Source organism: Roseibium denhamense, assembly GCF_009711415.1.
GTDB lineage: Bacteria > Pseudomonadota > Alphaproteobacteria > Rhizobiales > Stappiaceae > Roseibium > Roseibium denhamense.
Genome location: NZ_SMLZ01000106.1, coordinates 74,705 through 93,682, shown reverse-complemented (window position 1 = coordinate 93,682; position 18,978 = coordinate 74,705). Strand labels below are relative to the sequence as shown.

The following is an 18,978-nucleotide window of genomic DNA, read 5'->3' as shown; positions in this document are numbered from 1 at the left end:
GAAAACAATAATGGCAACTATCACGCTCGACACAGTCCGGAAGGTGTATGCCGGTAACGTGGAAGCCGTCAAAGGCGTGTCCATCGATATCGCAGATGGCGAATTCATCGTTCTGGTTGGCCCGTCTGGCTGCGGCAAGTCCACCTTGCTGCGCATGGTCGCAGGCCTGGAAGACATTACCACTGGTGAAGTCAAAATCGGGGACCGCCTGGTCAACAATGTTGATCCGGCTGACCGCGACATTGCCATGGTGTTTCAGAACTATGCGCTCTACCCGCATATGTCGGTTTACAACAACCTTGCTTACGGTTTGAAGAACCGCGGCATGGCGAAAGACGAAATCGACCGGCGTGTTAAGGAAGCAGCCGGTATCCTTGAAATCGGGAATTTCCTGGACCGCAGGCCACGTCAATTGTCCGGTGGCCAGCGCCAGCGCGTGGCCATGGGCCGCGCGATTGTCCGGGAGCCCGCCGCATTTCTGTTTGACGAGCCGCTCTCCAACCTGGACGCCAAACTGCGCGTTCAAATGCGGGTTGAAATCAAGCGTCTTCAGCGCTCGCTGGGCACAACAAGCGTCTACGTAACGCACGATCAGCTGGAAGCCATGACGCTCGCGGACCGCTTGGTGGTTCTCAATGGCGGCGTAATTGAGCAAATAGGATCACCGATCAGCGTTTATGACAAACCTGCCTCGACATTTGTCGCAAGCTTCATCGGCTCGCCCGCAATGAATCTCTTGCCTGTCACGGTCAGGGATGGTGGGCTGGCGCTCACAAACGGCAGCGGTCTGTCCGGCAAAAACGCAAATGGCGCAGACAGCTATACCGTGGGTGTGCGTCCGGAACACTTCGAAGTCGTAGAAACAGCATCTGCGGATGCCGCCGTCACGGCTGATGTGACTGTGAACGTGCTTGAGCCCGTTGGAGCCGAAAGTTTTCTCTATGCCAGCTTCGGCGAAGGCGGGCCGGAAATCGTGGTCCGGGTCTCAAGCCATGCGCAGTATCAGCCGGGACAGAAACTGGTGTTGCAGGCTATGCCGGAAGACGTGCATTTCTTCGACGCGGACACCGGTAAACGGATCGACTGACACGTCTCTGTTTTTGAGGCGGGCGGCAATACGAGGGTCGGCCTGCCTTGACCAAACCACCCCGAGCAATCGGGGTGGTTTTTTTTAAGCATCCGTTGATCGTCCTGCGGCAGGCCTCCTGACGGGAGGATGTCAGGAGGACTTGAGCCGGTGTCTGGATAAAGCGGGCGTTTTTTGTCACACCGGTGGGCCAACAGCATCAGGACTTTTCATGGAGCCCTTCAAGAACAATCTGTCCGCTGACTTGGTTCGCCAGCTCGGCAGACAATTTGCCAAAAATTGCGCCACCTTTGATCAGACAGGTTTTGAAAGTCAGGTGCTCGGCTCCATAGAGCCTTTGGAGCTGAAGCAAAGGGCGCGCCTGATTGCGGATACCGCGCATCAATATCTCCCGATGGATCTCGAGGAGCGGTTCAAAATTTTGAAAGCCGTCCTGCATCCCAATACCGAAATTGCATTTGACCGGCACAGCGACGACCAGGGTATCCGCGGATGGGGTATCATGCCCCTGGGGATGATTGTTTCAGACTGGGGGCTTGACGGTTTTGAGGCTTCATTTGCTCTTTTGAAAGAGATGACCAAGCGGGCGACAGCGGAGTTCGATGTCCGGCCATTCTTGGCGAAGGATCAGGAGCGCGCATTGGCCATCATGGCGCCTTGGACTGAAGATGACTGTGTTCACGTCAGGCGCTTGGTATCGGAAGGGACACGGCCCCGTCTACCGTGGGGCATGCAGCTCAAACAGCTTGTGAAAGATCCCGCGCCAACACTTCCTCTCTTGGAGAGGCTGAAGGATGACCCTGAGGAATATGTCCGGCGATCTGTCGCAAACCATTTGAATGACATTGCAAAGGATCACCCGGACCTTGTTGCCGGCATTGCTGCAAATTGGTTGAAAGGCGCTGACAAGAACCGCGAGAAGCTCGTCAAACATGCTTGCAGAACGCTCATCAAGTCGGGTCACCCGGCAACCTTGAAGGCCTTCGGTCTCAATCCGCCAGAGCTTCAATTCGAGGGGCCAAGCCTGGCCGAAACCTCGATCTGTTTTGGATAGGGTTTGGAGTTCTACATCGACCTCCAATCTGCCTCCGCCGAACGGCAGGACCTCGTTGTCGACTATGTGCTGCACTTCAGGAAGGCGAATGGCAAGCTTGCGCCCAAGGTTTTCAAGTGGACACGCTTGCAACTGGAGCCTGGAGAGCGCAGCCAACTCAATCGTTCCCATGCAATTGTACCCATCACGACCCGTGTTTATCATCCGGGGACACAAGCGATCAGCGTCCGGATCAACGGACAAGACTTTGGCTGGACTGAGTTCGAGTTGATCATGCCCGGCCATAAAGAGACAAAGGTTCCGGGCTAATCAACCAGATGCTGACCTCAAAACCATTGTAGCTTCGGCTCTTGGCGCGCGTTCGGAGACCAGGACGGATTGGCGCTGTCGAGATCAACATCACCGGCGACACCATCTATCTGGCCTTCGTCCGAACTTTGCCAGATTGCATAGGTCGCCCAAGGGGCGGGTATCTCAGGCGTGTCGGCTGCAGTGTAGTCGGCAATCCAAAGCGGGCACTTTGAAAAATCGGGATTGTTCAACCCGTCCCAAAACGCGGGTGAGACGTAAATCATGGGAGTGCAGCCGATCTGTTGCGCCAACAACGTCACCAGATGCTGCAGCGCGAATATGTACGTCGAGGTACTCACACCTTGCATCTCTTCGCAATCTATCGCTGGCGGCAGGTCGATCTCCGGATCAAACCCCACGGATTGCAGCTGGGAAATGAGCAAGTCGGCCTGGTTCAAAAAACTGTCCGTTGGCAGAAAGAAGTGGTAGGCCCCGCACAGGATGCCGTTGTTCTTGCATCCCGCCCAGTTGGTCTGGAACAACGGATCCATTTCCGTGTCGCCTTCACTCGCCTTGATCATGGCAAAATCAATAGTGTTGCCAACGGTTTCCCAACTGATCGTGCCTTGATAGTGGGACACGTCGATACCGGCACCGGTCCATGAATTCATCGCTGATCCCCGTCTGCGCATAAATCAACGGGCGTCAAATTCGACCGGATTTAACGCCTAAAGCCGATTGAGTGTGAAATGGTCGAGCACCTTTGGGCGCTTCTAGCAAAGCGCCTGATGCCCTCGTGCTGCAGGGAAAGACGCGGGAACGGAATTTATGTGAGGGCCTTGAGCCGCAACATTCCGAAAATGCCGGCCAGCGGGCCGAGTGCCATGACGAAAAAGACAACGGGCCACCCGATGCTGTCGGCCGCGAGCGGCGTCAATTGAACAGTGAAAAAAGTAAGGGCGAAACCAAGGGCCGTTTGGAAAGTCATCAAGCTGCCGGCTTGATCGGCAGGTGCATAGTCCGCCACGAGGGCGGAGAACTGCGCAGAATCCGGCAGGATGGCGGCTCCCCAAATGAGGGCGCATAGGATGACCAGCCAGACCGGTCCGCCAAAGCTTAAAGCGGAGGCAAGCGCCGCGGCGCAGCTTATGACCATCGCCAGGATCGCGATGTTTGCTTTCCCGACCTTGTCCGCAACTAGCCCTGCGCCAATGCAGGCAACGCCTCCGGCCGTAATCGTTAAAAACGCGATGAGGCGGGAGAGCGGCAGGGCCTCCTCCCATGGCATTTGAACCGAAAAACTTGCAGCCAACGCAACGCCGATCCAGGCCCACATTGCGTAGAGTTCCCACATATGACCGAGATACCCTGCATAAGCGTAACGGATTTTTCGGTTTGTCCAGGCCGTCGTAATGGCGCTGAGTTTCATGCGTTGGGCTTTTGCATGAAACGGCCCAAGGGACGTCGCCAGGCAGAGGATGCCGCCTGCGGCTGAGGCCAGCGAAGCAACGGTGAGGCTCCAGCGCCAGTCCGTCCCCCCCAAGAGCGCCAGAAGATGAGGGGCAGCGGAACCGAACGTGAGCGCTCCCACCAGTGTTCCGACCAGAAAACCCCGGTCCTTTTGACCCCAGCCAACGGCGATTTTCATCCCCACCGGATAAACACCTGCAAGTAGGACGCCAGTTGCAAAGCGGGCGGCGATTGACAGAGCACCGCCCGGTTCCACCACTAGCAGGCTTGCATTGAAGCCTGCTGCCAAAATTGCACTGGCGGCGAAGAAGTGGCGCGGGTCAATCCGGTCGGCGAGACCCAAAAGCGCTGACGCCAGGGCCCCGGCGACAAATCCGATCTGGACGGCGCTCGACAAAGCGGCCTGTTGAAACTCGGTTATCTGAAACTCGCGGGAGAGATCCGGAAGGATCGCAGCCGACATGAACCAAAGGCTCATTGCGGCGATTTCGGCAATCATCAGGAGACTGAGCGACCGCCATTTGCCGGCAAATTCATGCGCCAAGACCTAGCTCTTTCTTCTGCTTTTTTGTCAGCTTGGCCGCAATGATTTTATGGGCTTCCTTCAGATAAGCCTTCAGGTCGTCATCGGAAATCGTCGATGCCGTCTCACGCTGTACCCACTTGGCGCGTGCCAGGTATGGTGCTGGTATAACCCCGTCCTGCTCGATCAAAAGCGCGTAGGAAATATCGGAGCATTTGAAACTGATCTTGTCTTGCTGGCCGGCCCCCCAGCGTGAGCAGACCGTAAAAATCTTTCCGCCGACCTTCCAAACCGAGGCATTGCCCCACTGAACGACATTTGTCGTGGCGGGCAGAGCGCTACAAAACAGGTCGAATTCTTCACGGGTCACTCGGGTTATCTCAGCGGAATTTGGAAGGCTTGGACGAAAGGACGGCTGACAGTGACGTTTTCAGCGCTCGCATGCAAGGTCTAAACCATCTGAATAAAAAGATGGATTTGACCAAACGCGCCCTGGCCTCGTTCTGACGCCGCACCGCTTCATGGCGGTGCTGAATGTGCTCCGGCAGCGGCTCCGGCCAAAGCTCCCATTTTGCCGGATAAAGCGGACCGGCAGAGGTGTGGCTATGTTTTGAACTGCCTCGCTTTGAAGTACGCTGCTGAATTGCGCATATGAAACAAATATGCATCTTTAAGATCCATTCTAACATAAGGCTCGCTTGGATCTTTACTAAGGCCCGGAAATCTGGAGAAGCGGAAGACTGTGAAACAGAGATTAAAGTTTCAAAAATGAAACAAACTTTGAGCTGGGATGATCTCCGCTTGTTTCTGTCGGTCGCCCGCGCAGGTGGACTTGCCGGTGCTGCAAGCGCGACGGGAATAAGCCCCGCAACTTTGAGCCGACGGGTTGCCGCGCTTGAACGGGCGCTTGGCGCCCGCCTGGTGGAACGGGGAGCGCGAGGCTACGAGTTGACGGAAAGCGGGCACGAACTTGTCCGCCAGGCCCAGGATATGGAGCAGGCAGCCCAATTGATTGGGCGATGGAGCCAGGGAAAGAGTGCCATACGGCGTGTTCGCATTTCTGCCGGGGATTGGACCATGCGATTGCTGATTGACCATATCGATGAGTTCTGGGGACCAGACGCATCCTGGTGCCCCGAGTTCTTATCGGATATGCGGGACCGCGATATCGCCCGACGTCAGATAGATATCGGTATCCGCAACCGGCGGCCGGTGCAGGAATGGCTAGCAGGGCAGAAGGTGGGCACCGTTCAATTTGCCGTGTTCAAATCGAAACGCGATTTATCCAGCGGCCAGCATGTTTGGGTGGAGCTGGTCGAAGATGATGCGAACACGCCGACAGGGCTATGGCTCCGCGAGCGCGGACATGAGGGACCGACAGTCACGGTCAACAAAGCGAATTTGGCACTTTCCCTTGTTCGGCAGGGTAAAGCCCGAATGGTGTTGCCGATTTTTGCGGGTGCCGCCTTTCCCGATCTGGTTCAGATAGGGGATCCTATCGAGGAATTGCAAACGGAACGCTGGATTGTCACTCATCATGAGGAAAGACACGAGCCTGCCGTAAGGGCGGCGTCCCGGGGGATTTTAAAACTGTTGCGGTCCAATCCGATTTTGAAGCCCTAATCCGGACTGCCGGACAGGTGGTCTACCCGAACGCTCGAGCAATAAATGCCCGCTTCTTGATTCAAAATTAACAAGTCTCCATATTCAATAGCGAAGGGAGCGGGATGCTCCTGCCCGGATGCCTCTTGGTAGGGTCTGGGCGCAAGGTCGCTTCGACAAGGACTTTGAGGGTGACACGTATGTCAGCGTTTTCTAGCCCATTAATGCTTGGGTTCGACGATATTGAGCGGGTTCTCGACCGCGTATCCAAAGCCGCAAATGATGGTTATCCGCCCTATAACATTGAAAGGCTTCCGAAAGAGGAAGGCCAAGGTGATGTTATCCGGATTACACTCGCGGTGGCCGGGTTCACGCGGGATCAACTGGATGTTTCGGTTGAGGAAAGCCAGCTTGTGATCCGCGGGCGCCAGTTGGATGACAAGTCCCGGCAATATCTTCACCGCGGTATCGCCGCTAGGCAGTTCCAACGGGCTTTCGTTCTGGCCGAGGGGATCGAGATCCTCGGAGCCGACCTCAAGGATGGTCTACTGTCAATCGATCTCGCGCGCCCGGAGCCCGAAAAGGTCATCCGAAAAATAGAAATCTCCAGCGGCGAATAACATTCGTTAGCCAACATATGGAGACACACTGATGCACGATCCCAACACTCCGGCCTGGGCAGATGGGCCTTTCCTGTCCGAATACATGTCTGTTGATGAGCTCATCGAGCTTGGCACAGGTGATGTCGCTTATATCAAGCCGATCAAGGCGAAGGACCTGAAGGAAATGTTCCCTGAGGTTCCCATGCTTCAGGACAATATGACGCTCTATGCACTGCTCAATGCGGATGGCACGCCGATCCTGCTGGCGGATAGCCGCGAAGCAGCGGTTGCCAACGCCTTCGAACAAGACTTGGAGATGGCGTCTCTGCACTGAGGGACACAACTCAAAGAAACAAAAACACCGGTCCTTTGACCGGTGTTTTTGTTTGAGGAGATGGAAGGCGGCAACTGCCTTCATGTGAGCGCGGGTTGCTTTGATTTCGTCCCGTCTTGATCCTGGGCAGGATTCGCTGCACCGGCGTGGTCTGGATCAAGCGTCTTTTTTGGGGGCGGCGGTTTGCGCCACGGCTCGCTCTTGTACCAGCCAACCAGATAGGCGACGGCAATCAAGGCAAGGAAACCGGCCAAATTTGTCAAGACCTGCGGCAGCCATTCGCCCCGGCCCCAAACCATGTCACGAAGGATTGCAAATGCCTGCGCGAAGACAAGGCTGGCCATGAAAACGGCAAGGGACTGTTGCCCGACCTTTTGAACGACGCCGACAAATCCGTTCCAGATCTTGCCATGCCCGATCAGGCGTTTTCCGTGCTCGCCCGCGGCAACCCAGGCCAGATAGGCGAGCGCCAGAAAATGCACATACCGGAACAGACCGAATTCGGTCTTCACCCAGAGCGGGCGGATTGCTTCCCGGACGTCCCGCGCCCAAGCCAGATCCAGATGGTTTTCGCCAAAAACCCGGAAGTAAGCGAACGGAATGGTTGCGGCCACAGTGAAGGCGCACAGGAGGATCAGCTTTTTGTTCACCGGCGGCGCAGGGATCCATCCCCGCATAAAGGCAAAACCGGTGAAAAATAACAGCTGCCAAGCGAAGGGATTGAAGAACCACTTCCGATCCGACCAAGGCTCGGCGGGAAGGTTAAGAAGGTCGAACTGCGAGGCCAGCCAAAGCGTGATTGAGACGGCAAACGCCAGCGGTACGGATACACGTGCAGCCAGCATGATCAGCGGAATCAGCGCCAGGATCACGATATACATGGGCAATATATCGAAATAATTCGGGACCCAGGTGAGCGTCATAATCCCAGGCAAGGCAACCGTGGTATTGTTAAAGAGATGCCAAAGGTTTAAGGAAACGACGTAGTCCTGTGTCAGGCCGCAGCAGTCCTGAAGAAATCCGCTTTCGTGAACCATGACCAGGCCGACCGCGATAATCAAAAACTGGCCGATATGGGCCCAATAAACCTGCCACATGCGGTGTAGGATGCGCGCAGCCCCAATGCCCCAGCCGTGGATTTCAAAGATCTTTCCAAAAGCAAGAGCTGACGCCATACCGGAGCAGAAGACAAAGATCTCGGTCGCGTCCGAGAAGCCGAACCGGGCCGGGATCCAAAGCGTCCACCAATTCCAGGGAACATGCGCGATGTAAATGATGAACATGCCGATCCCCCGGAAGAAATCCAGCCGAGGGTCGCGGGGGCGTCTAGGTTGTGAATGCGCGTTCACTGTCAATCCAGCAAATGAGGGTCGTGTTTTGAGAATGCGTTATAGTGTCAAATAGAACCGGCGGCGCGAAGTTTTTCATCTTCCATCACGCGCTCGGCCCGGCGCATTTTTTCGCAGATTTCGAGCCGTTGTTCTGCAAACCGGTCAAGCGCTCCGCGTTTGTGCGCCCTGTCTTTCAAAAGCGTCTCCGCCTCGCTTGAAAGACCTGCGCGCAAAGCGGCATCAACCGTAATCCGTTCAAACACATCCCGCTGGGCGTGGGAGCCGCCGATCTTATAGAGGCTGTCGCGGGACGATGTCAGCATGCTGAAGGCAGAGGCGTAGTTGCCGCGCCGGTATTGCTCCAATCCCAGAGCCGTCGGTAGGCCTGTTTCATGGGTCACCCGGCCGATATCGTTCTCGCCTTGGGCACGTTCCTTCATGCTCAGAAGAAGCCGTTCGGTGCCCATGCGCCGCCCGCCATTCAAGAGGGCAAGGAGGTAATGAAGGTCGGCGAAGACATTGCAGCCGTCTTCAGCACGTTTATCGGAAAGTTGTGCGATCTCGTCCCAGCGTGATCCGACGTCTAGGCCGTCAAGTTCAAGCCGGACGAGCAGGGAGGCCGCATTTGAGATGTCGCGGTAGTCGTCGGTCTTGTCTTTGCGAATGTCGGCGTCGTAGAGCGCCAGCGCCTTATCCCCCTGACCTTGATCGAGATACATGAGCGCAAGGTGCCACCACACGTGGTAACCGAAGTTGTTGCAGTGGGTCCAGCCGTCCGGATGGTTTTCCAGCCAGCGGACACCTTCCTCGGAGCGCCCTGTCATGTCATGGACGTGAGCAACTGCATGAAGCCCCCACGCATCGTCACGGGCAAACTCCAGCCCCCGGCGGCCGGAGGCCTCGGCTTGCCGGTAGTCGCCGGTTTCTTCCAGAGAGAACGCATGACACCCGAGCAGGTAGCCGTAAGCCGGATGGGTCTCGGAATAGGCGGATTGGATCCGCTCGATCGATTGACGCATTCCGGCAGCATCGCCCAGCACAAAGCGGATGGCATGAACCAGTTTCATGATCAGCGCATCTTCGGGTGCCTTGATCAAGGCACCATCAAGAATGTCAGCTGCCCGGGATGGGTATCCTTCAAGCCAGGCCTCCAGCGCGTCCATAACCGACTGTTCTCGCGCGGTCACAGGCGTACCGAACGCAGACATGCGAGCTGTTTCCGAGCAGCTTTTTGCGGCGGCCAAGAGTTCTTTTCGGCCCAACAGCAAGCAAAAGAGACCTTTGACCGCATGCCCCAGAGCAAACTGCGGGGCGAGGTCCAAGCAAGTTTCCAAATGCTGCGGCGTGGTCTTCCCATGTGCCAAAAAAGCTTGGACCGCTGAATTCCAGGCTGTGACGGCTGGCTGGCTGGACAGGGTCAGGTCATATCCAAATTGATCGCTGAGACGCATGCTGTGCTTTCATAAGTTCGCCGAAGCTTGGTGACGCTTTGCCGTTAATCTAGCGGATTAGGCCCCAAAATCCGCAGCTTGCTCATGAACTGCAAAACACAAAAAGGTGTTGGCAGTGTGTATGACAGCTAAAGTGCGGATCATTGCGAAAATATGGCTTTAGGGGCAGTTTCGATGCCTAAACTTTCGGCATTCCATCAACGGGAACGGATGGGTTATGGCACCAAAAACACTAGCCCCGCAACGCTCCATTGCCTTCTGCGCTGGCCTGCTGATCGTCCTCGTCATGCTGTTGGCATATGGCGAAGCCGGCGCACGGCAGGCCATGGCTGTGTTGATTGGCAGCGTTGCCGGTATTGCACTTTATCACGCGAGTTTTGGCTTCACAGCTGCGTGGCGGAAGATCATAACCGAACGCCGAGGGGCCGGCTTGCGCGCCCAATTCGTTCTTATCCTGCTGACCAGTGCGGTTTCGTTTCCTCTGATTGCCTGGGGCAGTGATCTTGGCTGGCCGGCAGGCGGATTTGTGTTCCCTTTCGGCATCGCGGCTGCGGTGGGCGCCTTTATGTTCGGTGTTGGCATGCAGTTGGGCGGAGGGTGCGGGTCGGGCACATTGTTCACGGCAGGCGGCGGCTCAACCCGGATGATGATCACGCTCGCCGCGTTCATTCTGGGATCGGTTGCCGCGACAGCCCACCTCCATGTTTGGGCGCAGCTTCCCCGTCTTCCAGCGCTGTCCCTGATCCGCGAACTTGGCCCGCATGCCGCTTTTGGTCTGACTGCATCCGTCCTGGGCGTTCTGGCCATCGCGACCGTTCTGGTGGAGCGGTCGGCACATGGAGCGTTGTCGCCTTCTCCGAAAACTGGAAGCATCTTAAGAGGCCCTTGGTCGCCAATGTTCGGAGCTGTCATGCTTGCCTTCGTCAGCATTGCGACATTTATCGTGGTTGGCCGGCCCTGGGGAATTACGTCCGCATTTGCGCTTTGGGGCGCAAAGGGTTTTGCGGCACTTGGGATCCCGGTCGAAACATGGCCGTACTGGACATGGCAGGGAGGTGCACTTGAAAGCTCCGTCTTTCGGGACACAACATCCGTCATGGATTTCGGCGTGATCCTGGGTGCCATGGCCGCAGCCGGATTGGCAGGAAGGTTTGCGCCGGTTTGGAGCCTGTCGGGACGGGATCTTGTCACCGCCATCGCTGGCGGGCTGCTTATGGGATACGGCGCGCGCCTCGCTTATGGCTGTAATATCGGCGCATATCTCGGCGGGCTTGTGTCCGGGTCCTTGCACGGCTGGTTATGGCTGCTGTTTGGGTTCGCCGGCAGCATGGCAGGAACCAAGCTCCGCGTGCGCCTTGGAATGTCATGAGACACGGGGGCGACACCAACTTGTGAGCTGAGATCATGCGTGTAGCGGATAGGATCGCGCTGACGCGCTAAGGAGACTGACGACATGCGACCAATTTTAATTCTCGCGGCACTAATCCTTTCCCTGCCGGTTGCAGGTCATGCACAGGCTCTAGATGATAGGAAAGGCTGGCAGGTCGTGCCGACACCTCACAGTTTTGCCGATCTCGTGCAGAGGGTGGAGACGGCGGTCAAGGCGGAAGGAATGCTGCTGGTAACGCAGGCAAGCGCTTCGGCCGGCGCAAAAGGCCGTGGAATCGATATTCCCGGCAACCGCGTAATGGGTGTTTTCCGGAATGATTATGCCTTGCGGATGCTGGAGGCATCCGTGGCGGCAGGCATTGAGGCGCCGATCCGCTTCTACGTCACAGAAAACACGGATGGAACCGCAACGCTTTCCTGGAAAACACCGGGTGCTGTTTTCTCGCCGTACTTTGAGGAGGGCGGTCAGCCGCTGGAAGATCTTGCCTTTGAGCTGGATCTGGTCTTCCTGTCGATTGCCGAACGCGCTGTTGCATCTGAGTGACAGCTGCACGGTTGCACGAATGTGCGGCAGGAAAGTCCAGTTTTTAGGCTTGAGAAATTTTTATGCTGGCCCCACCTTTCTTTGGTCTTTAACAGCAGAAAGGAGGTGTGCCCATGTCTAGTGAGTATCGGATCTTGGCCCAAAAGTCTGGGCGGAATGGAACGGTGCTGGAGCAGCCTCTGGTATTGAAAAGTTCCGCTGGGATCTGATCCGGATTTTAGGTCAAAACGATCTCATGGGAGGGCCGCATTGCGGCCCTCTTTTGTTGCGGTGAGGCAAACCGGGTACCGGTCAAGAAAAGCGCTGTGAAACTGATGCTTCACATGGGGATTTAAGTCAGAGAATCGGGCGTTTTCCTCCAAATGCCCAAATAGCCTTAACCACTCCCCAATCGATCAGCATTGGGACTTAAGTCGGCGCCGATTTATTGCCCGCAGAACTAGACCAGCCCAACGGCTTTACGCACGTCCTCATCCCGCAAAGAGCAATCGGTTCCCCTGTAAGCATCGCCTGCCGGAGTACAGAGCCAGCATATGGCCTGCCCGACCCAATCGGCAGGGATATGAACTGCGGGATCAAGCTGGCTTACCGGATTGATCCCGGATGCCTTGATATCCACCTGCATTTGCGTGGCAACTGTGCCCGGGCTCAGTCCGACGATCCGCAGTCCCTTGTCGCCAAACTCTTTGTCTGCACACCGTGTCAAAGACAGGGCGGCGGCCTTCGATGAACAATAGTGGCTCCAACCTTCCAGGGCACCGGTCGCCGCTCCGGAACTGATGTTGACAATGGTCCCGGAGCCGCTCTTCAGCATATGCGGCACGACCGCCCGGATGCCGTTGTAAACGCCCTTCACATTGATATCGATCACCTTGCCCCATGCATCCGGATCGCTGTCTTCAATGCGTGAAATCGGTTCGATAATGCCGGCATTGTTGACAAGGATGTCCAGCCCGCCGAAGGCTTCGATGGCTTTGGTGACGGCGGCCTGCATGCTTCCGTAGTCCGAGACGTCGCAGGCCACCGCCAAGGCTTCGCCTCCGGATGAATTGATTTCCTGCGCGATCCGCTCAATGTCCTCGGATGAGCGCGCTGCAAGAACAGTCTTGGCCCCGCTTCGCGCAAAAGCGCGCGCCGCAGCTTCGCCAATCCCCCTGCTGGCTCCAGTGACAAGCGCGACTTTACCAGACAAATCAAACATCAAAGGCCCCTTGTTTTTTGTGCGTCCTGTTTTGGTAAACGGACGATTTTGACAATGAATTTGCGGCGTATCCTAGAGCATAACCCGGTCTGATTGAATCGTTTTGCGATCAATCAGACGGGCAAAAGAGGCTCCGAAGCGTTCAAATCCAAATCAATTTTTCCCACTCCCATAAAATTTGGACTTTATCTGTCCGAGTGGGAACTGTTCCAGAGCGAGCTGGTTAGCGGCTAAAAAGCTGGTGAGAGCCAAACGGAACAGACGGAATTTGGACCAGCGCCCGTACACGACCCCAACATAAGATGCTGATTGACTTTCAGCGTGTTCTCCTGTCGGTTGAACAAGGCGCGGCAAAATGACAAAGGACGCCTTTATGGCAGCGGACACGCCCGCGATTCAAACCTTTCTGCGGCAACTCTATTTTGGTCACACGACGCGGGCGCGGGCTTTCCGTTATGGTCTGCTGCTGATCGATCTCATCACGATCGCGTACTTCATCGTCTCGGCGATGATTGATCCCGACCGGCACCATCATGCGCTTGATTACGGCATCGCGGTCTTTTTGACGGCGGATTACATTGCCCGTTTGATCGCATCGCCCACTCCGCAACGATACGTTTTTAGCTTCACCTCGCTTGCCGATGTCGTTGTGATCATTTCCCTCATTGTACCGGCCTTTTTCGAGAATTTCGCGTTTTTGCGCGTTGTCCGCATGTTGCGTCTTTTGCGGTCTTATCACCTGTTGAAAGAGCTGCGCGACGCGTCCAAGTGGTTCCGCAGAAACGAGGAAATTCTCCAATCGGCAGTCAATCTTGCGGTGTTCATATTCGTGATAACTGCGGTTGTCTTCGTGCTGGAACATGACCGGAACGATGCCATCAACAACTACCTTGATGCGCTTTATTTCACGGTGACCACGCTCACAACGACCGGCTTCGGCGACATCACGATGACGGATAGTCTCGGGCGGCTGTTGACCGTGCTGATCATGATTTTTGGCGTTGGACTTTTCCTGCGCCTGGTTCAAACAATCTTCCGTCCTGCAAAAGTTCAGTTTGCTTGCCCTGATTGCGGCTTGAACCGGCACGATCCGGATGCCGTTCACTGCAAGCATTGCGGAAGAACGCTCAACATACCGACGGACGGTACCTGGGATTAGCGGCTCGCTCAGATGTGATTAAGGACATCTGGACAATAGGCGGCCACGCGCCATCCTCCAATCCGTCCAGCAGGTGAACCGGGCAGGAGTGGACGGGGCTATGACTTTCAGACGTTTGATGGGAATACGCCACAAGACATGGCTTTTTGGTTTGGCGTTTTTTGGCGGCCTTGCAGGTGTGCCGGGAGTTGGTGCAGCGGCTTCGGAATGCGGCGGTGAAGTTGCATGCAAGATAGACGGCGGCGAGTACTACATCCATATGCCGAGCGGGAAGACCGCTGGGAGTAGCTTGGGCGCCATCTTTTACTTGCACGGACATCGCGGCAAGGCTGTCAACGCGATCCGCAACAAGAACTTCCAACAGCTGGCGGACGACCTCGGTGTTGCTTTTGTTGCCGTACAAGGCGTGAATGGAACCTGGTCGTTTCCAACAGCACCTCGCAACTTGCGAGATGAACCGGCTTTCTTCGACGGTGTCCTTTCTGATCTCGAACACCGCTTTGACGTTGATGTGGACCGAACTCTGTTGTCCGGGTTTTCATCCGGCGGTTTCATGACCTGGTACTTGGCTTGTGCCGATTCAAAAAGGTTTAGCGGTTACGCGCCGATTGCCGGTGCTTTTTGGGAGCCGTTGCCGCAGAGCTGCCCGACAGATGCCCCCTACCTCTTTCACGTTCATGGAACCAGCGACACGGTTGTTCCGCTAGAAGGACGCTGGCTGGGCGGCGGCCAGTGGAAACAGGGTGACGTGTTTGAGAGCTTTGCCATTTGGCGGCAGCAAAACAACCTGTCGGAAGAGTCGGCGATTGCGTATCAAGATGGAAAATTATCGTGCCAGCGCTGGCAGCCGGAGACTGGTTTGCTGGAACTTTGCCTTCACGATGGTGGCCACAGCGTCGAGGCCGGCTGGATGAAGCGGGCCTGGAAGACGTTGTCCGGTCTGAAGGGGTGGGACAATAAAGGCTAGTCACGATCACTGCCCGCTTACCGGATTGTGAGATGAGCACGTCCTATTTGCTGAACCGCGTTATTGACGGGGCGGTTTGCTTGGTGTCCTGTGCCAAAAAATCAAACAAGGTGCAAAAACTTGCAGACCCCTCCCGAACAAGGTGCCCTATCGGGGCTTGTTGTCCTCGACTTGTCCCGCATTCTGGCTGGCCCAACCTGCACACAGATCCTTGGTGACCTTGGTGCGGAAGTGATCAAGATCGAACGGCCTGGGCGCGGCGACGATACGCGCGGTTGGGGACCACCGTTCCTGAAAGACACAGAGGGCAATGAGACCGCAGAAAGCGCCTATTACCTGTCGTCAAACCGGAACAAGTCATCGGTTGCCATTGATCTTGCAAGTGACGAAGGCCAGGCCCTGATTGCCGGACTTGCCGAAAAGGCCGATATTTTTGTCGAAAACTTCAAGGTTGGAGACCTGAAGCGCCGCGGTCTTGATTATGAAACCTTGAAGCTGCGCAACCCGCGTTTAATCTACTGTTCCATTTCCGGGTTCGGGCAGACCGGTCCTTATGCTCACAGGGCAGGATATGATTTTCTGATCCAGGGTATGGGCGGCATCATGTCCCTGACGGGATTTCCCGATGAAGAGGGCGGCACGGAGACCAAATGCGGGACCGGCATTGCCGACGTCATGTGCGGCATGTACGCAACCGTTTCCATCCTTGCCGCGCTGAACCACCGGCACGTATCCGGTGAGGGACAGCATATAGATATCTCGCTTCTGGACGCGCAGGTGTCCTGGTTGATCAACCAAGGTGTCGCGCATCTGATCTCCGGTATTGTCCCAGGCCGCCTTGGCAACGGGCACCCGACAATTGTCCCTTATGAGACATTTCCCGGTGCCGATCAGGCCTTTACGCTTGCGGTTGGTAATGACAGCCAGTTCCGCAAGTTCTGCACCGTGGCCGGTGCCGCGGAACTGGCCGATGATCCACTCTTTGCCAAGAACTCAGACAGGGTCCGGAACCGGAAAAAACTCATCCCGTTGCTTCGCCAGCTAACTATCAAGAAAAGCGCGGCGGATTGGATACGGGTGTTAGAGGACGTCGGAGTGCCGTGCGGCCCCGTGAACGATCTGCAGCAGGTTTTTACAGATCCGCAAATCCTCCATCGCGGCATGAAAATAGACCTGCCACATCCGGTTAGCGGTTCGGTTGGACTGATCGGCTCCCCGATAAAACTGGAGAAAACCCCGGTTTCCTACCGCAATGCTCCTCCGGTCTTGGGTGCGGACACGGCAGATGTCTTGTCCCGTCACTTGAACTTAAGTGCCGGCCAGATCTCCGATCTCGTTCAAAAAGGCGTTCTGGACACAGGCGCCCCTACCAGCCACAAGGACAGCTGACCCAATGACAAACGGTGCGGATATCATCGCGCGAAAGCTTCACGCCGCTGGCTGCCGACACGCTTTCGGAATTCCGGGCGGGGAAGTTCTGGCGCTCATGCAAGCACTCGATGAAGCCGGCCTGGAGTTCGTGTTGGTCAAGCATGAAAACGCGGGCGGTTTCATGGCCGAGGGCGGCTGGCACGCAAACGGGGCGCCGGGCGTTCTTCTGGCGACCCTCGGCCCAGGCGTTGCCAATGCGATCAACGTGGTTGCCAATGCGTGGCAGGACCGGGTCCCATTGATATTCCTGACGGGCTGTGTGGACCATGCCGAGGCCGAAAGCTACACGCACCAGGTTTTTGATCATCAGCAATTGTTGCGTCCAATCGTCAAAGCGAGCTTTTCCGCCCGGCTGGGCGCCCTGGATGTGATGATGGATAAGGCGCTTGCAATTGCGCTCGACGGTCAGCCGGGACCGGTTCATATCGATGTTCCGATCAAGGTGGCAGAAACGGAGACTTCCGAAGCATGGTCCGGCCGGAGTTTTGCAATTCCGGTTATGCCGGCGCCAGCGCCTGGCCCTGATTTGACAAGCGCTAAGAAGCTTTTTGCGCGCGCTGAACGCCCCATCATCCTTGCCGGTGTCGACGCCATGGTCGAAGGCGCTTCAGATGAAATCACTGCTTTTTGCGAGTGGTTTCAGGTGCCGGTCATAACCAGTTACAAGGGGAAGGGGCTGCTTGATGAAAACCATCCCCTGGCATTGGGAGGGGCAGGCTTGTCGCCGAAGGCGGACAGCCATTTGCTGCCGCTGATAAACCAGAGCGATTGTATTCTGCTTCTTGGTTACGATCCGATCGAAATGCGCATTAATTGGCGCAACCCCTGGTCAGATGATGCCATCGTTATTGATATTGCGCCGGTCCTGCGGACACATGGCATGCATTCAGTCACGATATCCTTGCGCAGTTCGGTCAAGGCGAGCCTGGAACTGCTGAGTTCAGCACGCGACATGGAAACGCCGAGCTGGCCGGACGGGGAACCTGCCGCCACCCGCGAAACGCTGGAAAAAGCGTTTGCGCCAGAGACAAGCGGCTGGGGCCCAGGCACAGTCTTCCATGCTCTGCGGGAGGTGATGCCAGACAGCACGGTGGCTACGGCCGACAGTGGCGCTCACCGGATTCTGGTGAGCCAGATTTGGAAGTGCACGGAACCGGACCAGATGTTGCAGTCCTCGGCCCTTTGCACAATGGGCTGTGCCGTTCCGCTTGCCATGGGCCATCGCCTGGTCGACCCGGATATACCGGTCATTGCTTTTGTCGGCGATGCAGGCCTTGAAATGTGCCTTGGGGAGCTTTCCACACTGCGCGATCTCAAGATCCCGGTGATCATATGTGTTCTGGTAGACACCAGCCTTGCCCTGATTGAGCTGAAACAACGCGGGAGTCAGCGGCCGAATGTTGGCGTTGATTTCGGTGAGACCGATTTCCCGGCGGTTGCAAAGGCCTATGGCGGCCATGGTGTCTGGATTGAGGATAGGGACACCCTTGTCTCCGAAGCAGAAGCGGCGTTGGAAAGGGATACATTTACTCTCCTGGCATGCCGGATTTCGAGCCGGGCCTACGACGGAACCTTCTAACCCACGGTTCTTGCTGGACTGTCTCCCGGTGCCTGCTTATGTTGCACCTGCGAATAAGCAGCGCTCGCGGGAACGGGCCGGGGAGGACACGAATGAAGATCTGCCGGACAAAGGCGGACATCAGAGCGGCCGTGCGTGGCTGGAAAAGCGCAGGCGAAAGTGTTTGCGTCGTTCCAACCATGGGTTTTCTTCATGACGGACATCTGGCACTCGTAGCCAGGGCGCGCGCGGCCGCTGATCGCGTTGTGACGACCATCTTTGTCAACCCGACACAATTTGGGCCCAACGAGGACCTGTCGACCTACCCAAGAGACGAAGCGCGGGATCTGGGCCTGCTTGCGCGGCAGGGATCAGATGCTGTTTTTATCCCGAGCGTCGAGGAGATGTATGGATCCGGCGGGGACACCTTCGTCGATGTTCCCCAACTCTCCGGCATGCTTCAAGGGGCCTTGAGGCCCGGCCATTTCCGCGGAGTGGCAACAATCGTCACCAAGCTCTTTAACATCGTGACGCCGGATTATGCGGTTTTCGGTGAAAAGGATTTTCAGCAGTTGGCGCTCATCCGGCAAATGGTCCGGGATCTGGATATGCCGCTGGAAATTATAGGCCATCCGACGGTGCGGGAGCCAGACGGACTGGCAATGTCCTCCCGGAACGTCCGCTTGACCGCAGAGCATCGCGAGCAGGCAATCGTCTTGAACCAGTCTCTCGACAAAGCGGAAACGCTTGCCAAGGCGGGAAGCACGGTCGCCGAGCTACAAGCAGGCATAAAAGCGGTCTTGGAAACAGCACCCGCGGCCGAGATCAAAAGCATCGATATCCGCGATGCTGAAACGCTTGCTGAGCTTGACGGTCACTCCACCCGCGCAGTTGTAGTGCTTCTTGCGGTCCGCTTCGGCACGGTTCTCCTCATCGACCAGCGCGTGGTTGCCCCAGCCTCCTGATCGGCCAAAGGTCCATTGA

19 protein-coding genes are annotated in these 18,978 nt (G+C 56.5%); 13 read left to right on the top strand and 6 right to left on the bottom strand.

The features are described 5' to 3' along the window. The first annotated feature begins 10 nt into the window (after positions 1 to 10). The 3 genes from E1180_RS10220 (at position 11) to E1180_RS22215 (ending at position 2,450) form a co-directional block, all read left to right on the top strand. On the top strand, positions 11 to 1,087 hold the full coding sequence (locus E1180_RS10220) for a sn-glycerol-3-phosphate import ATP-binding protein UgpC (RefSeq protein WP_155191073.1): 1,077 nt from the start codon (positions 11 to 13) through the stop codon (positions 1,085 to 1,087). A 211-nt stretch (positions 1,088 to 1,298) separates the two neighbouring features. Next, on the top strand, positions 1,299 to 2,141 hold the full coding sequence (locus E1180_RS10215) for a DNA alkylation repair protein (protein WP_208997062.1): 843 nt from the start codon (positions 1,299 to 1,301) through the stop codon (positions 2,139 to 2,141). Positions 2,142 to 2,144: 3 nt separating this feature from the next. Then, entirely contained in the window at positions 2,145 to 2,450 is a 306-nt protein-coding gene (locus E1180_RS22215) for a hypothetical protein (RefSeq protein ID WP_208997061.1), read from the top strand. Between the two features lie 17 nt (positions 2,451 to 2,467). On the opposite strand, the gene E1180_RS10210 is transcribed toward E1180_RS22215, so the two are convergent. From E1180_RS10210 to E1180_RS10200, 3 genes are all read right to left on the bottom strand, one after another. Continuing rightward, positions 2,468 to 3,103, bottom strand: coding sequence for a glycoside hydrolase family 25 protein (locus E1180_RS10210; RefSeq protein ID WP_155191072.1), 636 nt, complete (start codon positions 3,101 to 3,103; stop codon positions 2,468 to 2,470). A 155-nt stretch (positions 3,104 to 3,258) separates the two neighbouring features. Beyond that, complete coding sequence (locus tag E1180_RS10205) at positions 3,259 to 4,446, bottom strand: MFS transporter (protein ID WP_208997060.1); 1,188 nt, start codon at positions 4,444 to 4,446, stop codon at positions 3,259 to 3,261. After that, positions 4,436 to 4,795: an MmcQ/YjbR family DNA-binding protein gene (locus E1180_RS10200; RefSeq protein WP_283404635.1), complete on the bottom strand. Its 360-nt coding sequence runs from the start codon at positions 4,793 to 4,795 to the stop codon at positions 4,436 to 4,438. Before E1180_RS10200 ends, E1180_RS10205 begins: the two co-directional genes overlap by 11 nt. 398 nt (positions 4,796 to 5,193) lie before the next feature. On the opposite strand from E1180_RS10200, the gene E1180_RS10195 reads away from it, so the two are divergent. The 3 genes from E1180_RS10195 to E1180_RS10185 all read left to right on the top strand — a co-directional run bounded on the left by E1180_RS10195 (position 5,194) and on the right by E1180_RS10185 (position 6,963). Further along, positions 5,194 to 6,048: a LysR family transcriptional regulator gene (locus E1180_RS10195; protein ID WP_155191071.1), complete on the top strand. Its 855-nt coding sequence runs from the start codon at positions 5,194 to 5,196 to the stop codon at positions 6,046 to 6,048. A gap of 179 nt (positions 6,049 to 6,227) precedes the next feature. Further along, entirely contained in the window at positions 6,228 to 6,647 is a 420-nt protein-coding gene (locus E1180_RS10190) for an Hsp20 family protein (protein ID WP_244314030.1), read from the top strand. Positions 6,648 to 6,678: 31 nt separating this feature from the next. Next, positions 6,679 to 6,963 (top strand): BQ00720 family protein, encoded by a 285-nt coding sequence (locus tag E1180_RS10185; protein ID WP_208997058.1) that lies wholly within the window; start codon positions 6,679 to 6,681, stop codon positions 6,961 to 6,963. An 80-nt stretch (positions 6,964 to 7,043) separates the two neighbouring features. Here E1180_RS10185 and E1180_RS10180 read toward each other — a convergent pair whose 3' ends face one another. Continuing rightward, on the bottom strand, positions 7,044 to 8,246 hold the full coding sequence (locus E1180_RS10180; RefSeq protein WP_155191070.1) for an OpgC family protein: 1,203 nt from the start codon (positions 8,244 to 8,246) through the stop codon (positions 7,044 to 7,046). Between the two features lie 113 nt (positions 8,247 to 8,359). Then, positions 8,360 to 9,502, bottom strand: coding sequence for a tetratricopeptide repeat protein (locus E1180_RS10175; RefSeq protein WP_208997057.1), 1,143 nt, complete (start codon positions 9,500 to 9,502; stop codon positions 8,360 to 8,362). 460 nt (positions 9,503 to 9,962) lie between these two features. Between E1180_RS10175 and E1180_RS10170 the strand changes: the two genes are divergently transcribed. Then, a complete protein-coding gene (locus E1180_RS10170; RefSeq protein ID WP_155191068.1) occupies positions 9,963 to 11,114 on the top strand; it encodes a YeeE/YedE family protein in 1,152 nt (383 codons plus the stop codon). An 84-nt stretch (positions 11,115 to 11,198) separates the two neighbouring features. Then, positions 11,199 to 11,678, top strand: a complete 480-nt coding sequence (locus E1180_RS10165) for a DUF302 domain-containing protein (RefSeq protein ID WP_155191067.1) — start codon at positions 11,199 to 11,201, stop codon at positions 11,676 to 11,678. A gap of 439 nt (positions 11,679 to 12,117) precedes the next feature. Here E1180_RS10165 and E1180_RS10160 read toward each other — a convergent pair whose 3' ends face one another. Next, positions 12,118 to 12,879 carry an SDR family oxidoreductase gene (locus E1180_RS10160; protein WP_155191066.1) on the bottom strand — a complete coding sequence of 254 codons (762 nt, stop codon included), beginning with the start codon at positions 12,877 to 12,879 and terminating at the stop codon, positions 12,118 to 12,120. 355 nt (positions 12,880 to 13,234) lie between these two features. Between E1180_RS10160 and E1180_RS10155 the strand changes: the two genes are divergently transcribed. The 5 genes from E1180_RS10155 to panC all read left to right on the top strand — a co-directional run bounded on the left by E1180_RS10155 (position 13,235) and on the right by panC (position 18,959). Beyond that, entirely contained in the window at positions 13,235 to 14,038 is an 804-nt protein-coding gene (locus E1180_RS10155) for an ion transporter (protein ID WP_244314029.1), read from the top strand. A gap of 100 nt (positions 14,039 to 14,138) precedes the next feature. After that, complete coding sequence (locus E1180_RS10150) at positions 14,139 to 15,005, top strand: CE1 family esterase (protein WP_155191065.1); 867 nt, start codon at positions 14,139 to 14,141, stop codon at positions 15,003 to 15,005. A gap of 120 nt (positions 15,006 to 15,125) precedes the next feature. Continuing rightward, entirely contained in the window at positions 15,126 to 16,394 is a 1,269-nt protein-coding gene (locus tag E1180_RS10145; protein WP_155191064.1) for a CaiB/BaiF CoA transferase family protein, read from the top strand. 4 nt (positions 16,395 to 16,398) lie between these two features. Then, entirely contained in the window at positions 16,399 to 18,015 is a 1,617-nt protein-coding gene (locus E1180_RS10140) for a thiamine pyrophosphate-binding protein (RefSeq protein WP_155191063.1), read from the top strand. Positions 18,016 to 18,107: 92 nt separating this feature from the next. Beyond that, positions 18,108 to 18,959: a pantoate--beta-alanine ligase gene (panC, locus tag E1180_RS10135; RefSeq protein ID WP_155191062.1), complete on the top strand. Its 852-nt coding sequence runs from the start codon at positions 18,108 to 18,110 to the stop codon at positions 18,957 to 18,959. Positions 18,960 to 18,978: the final 19 nt, after the last annotated feature.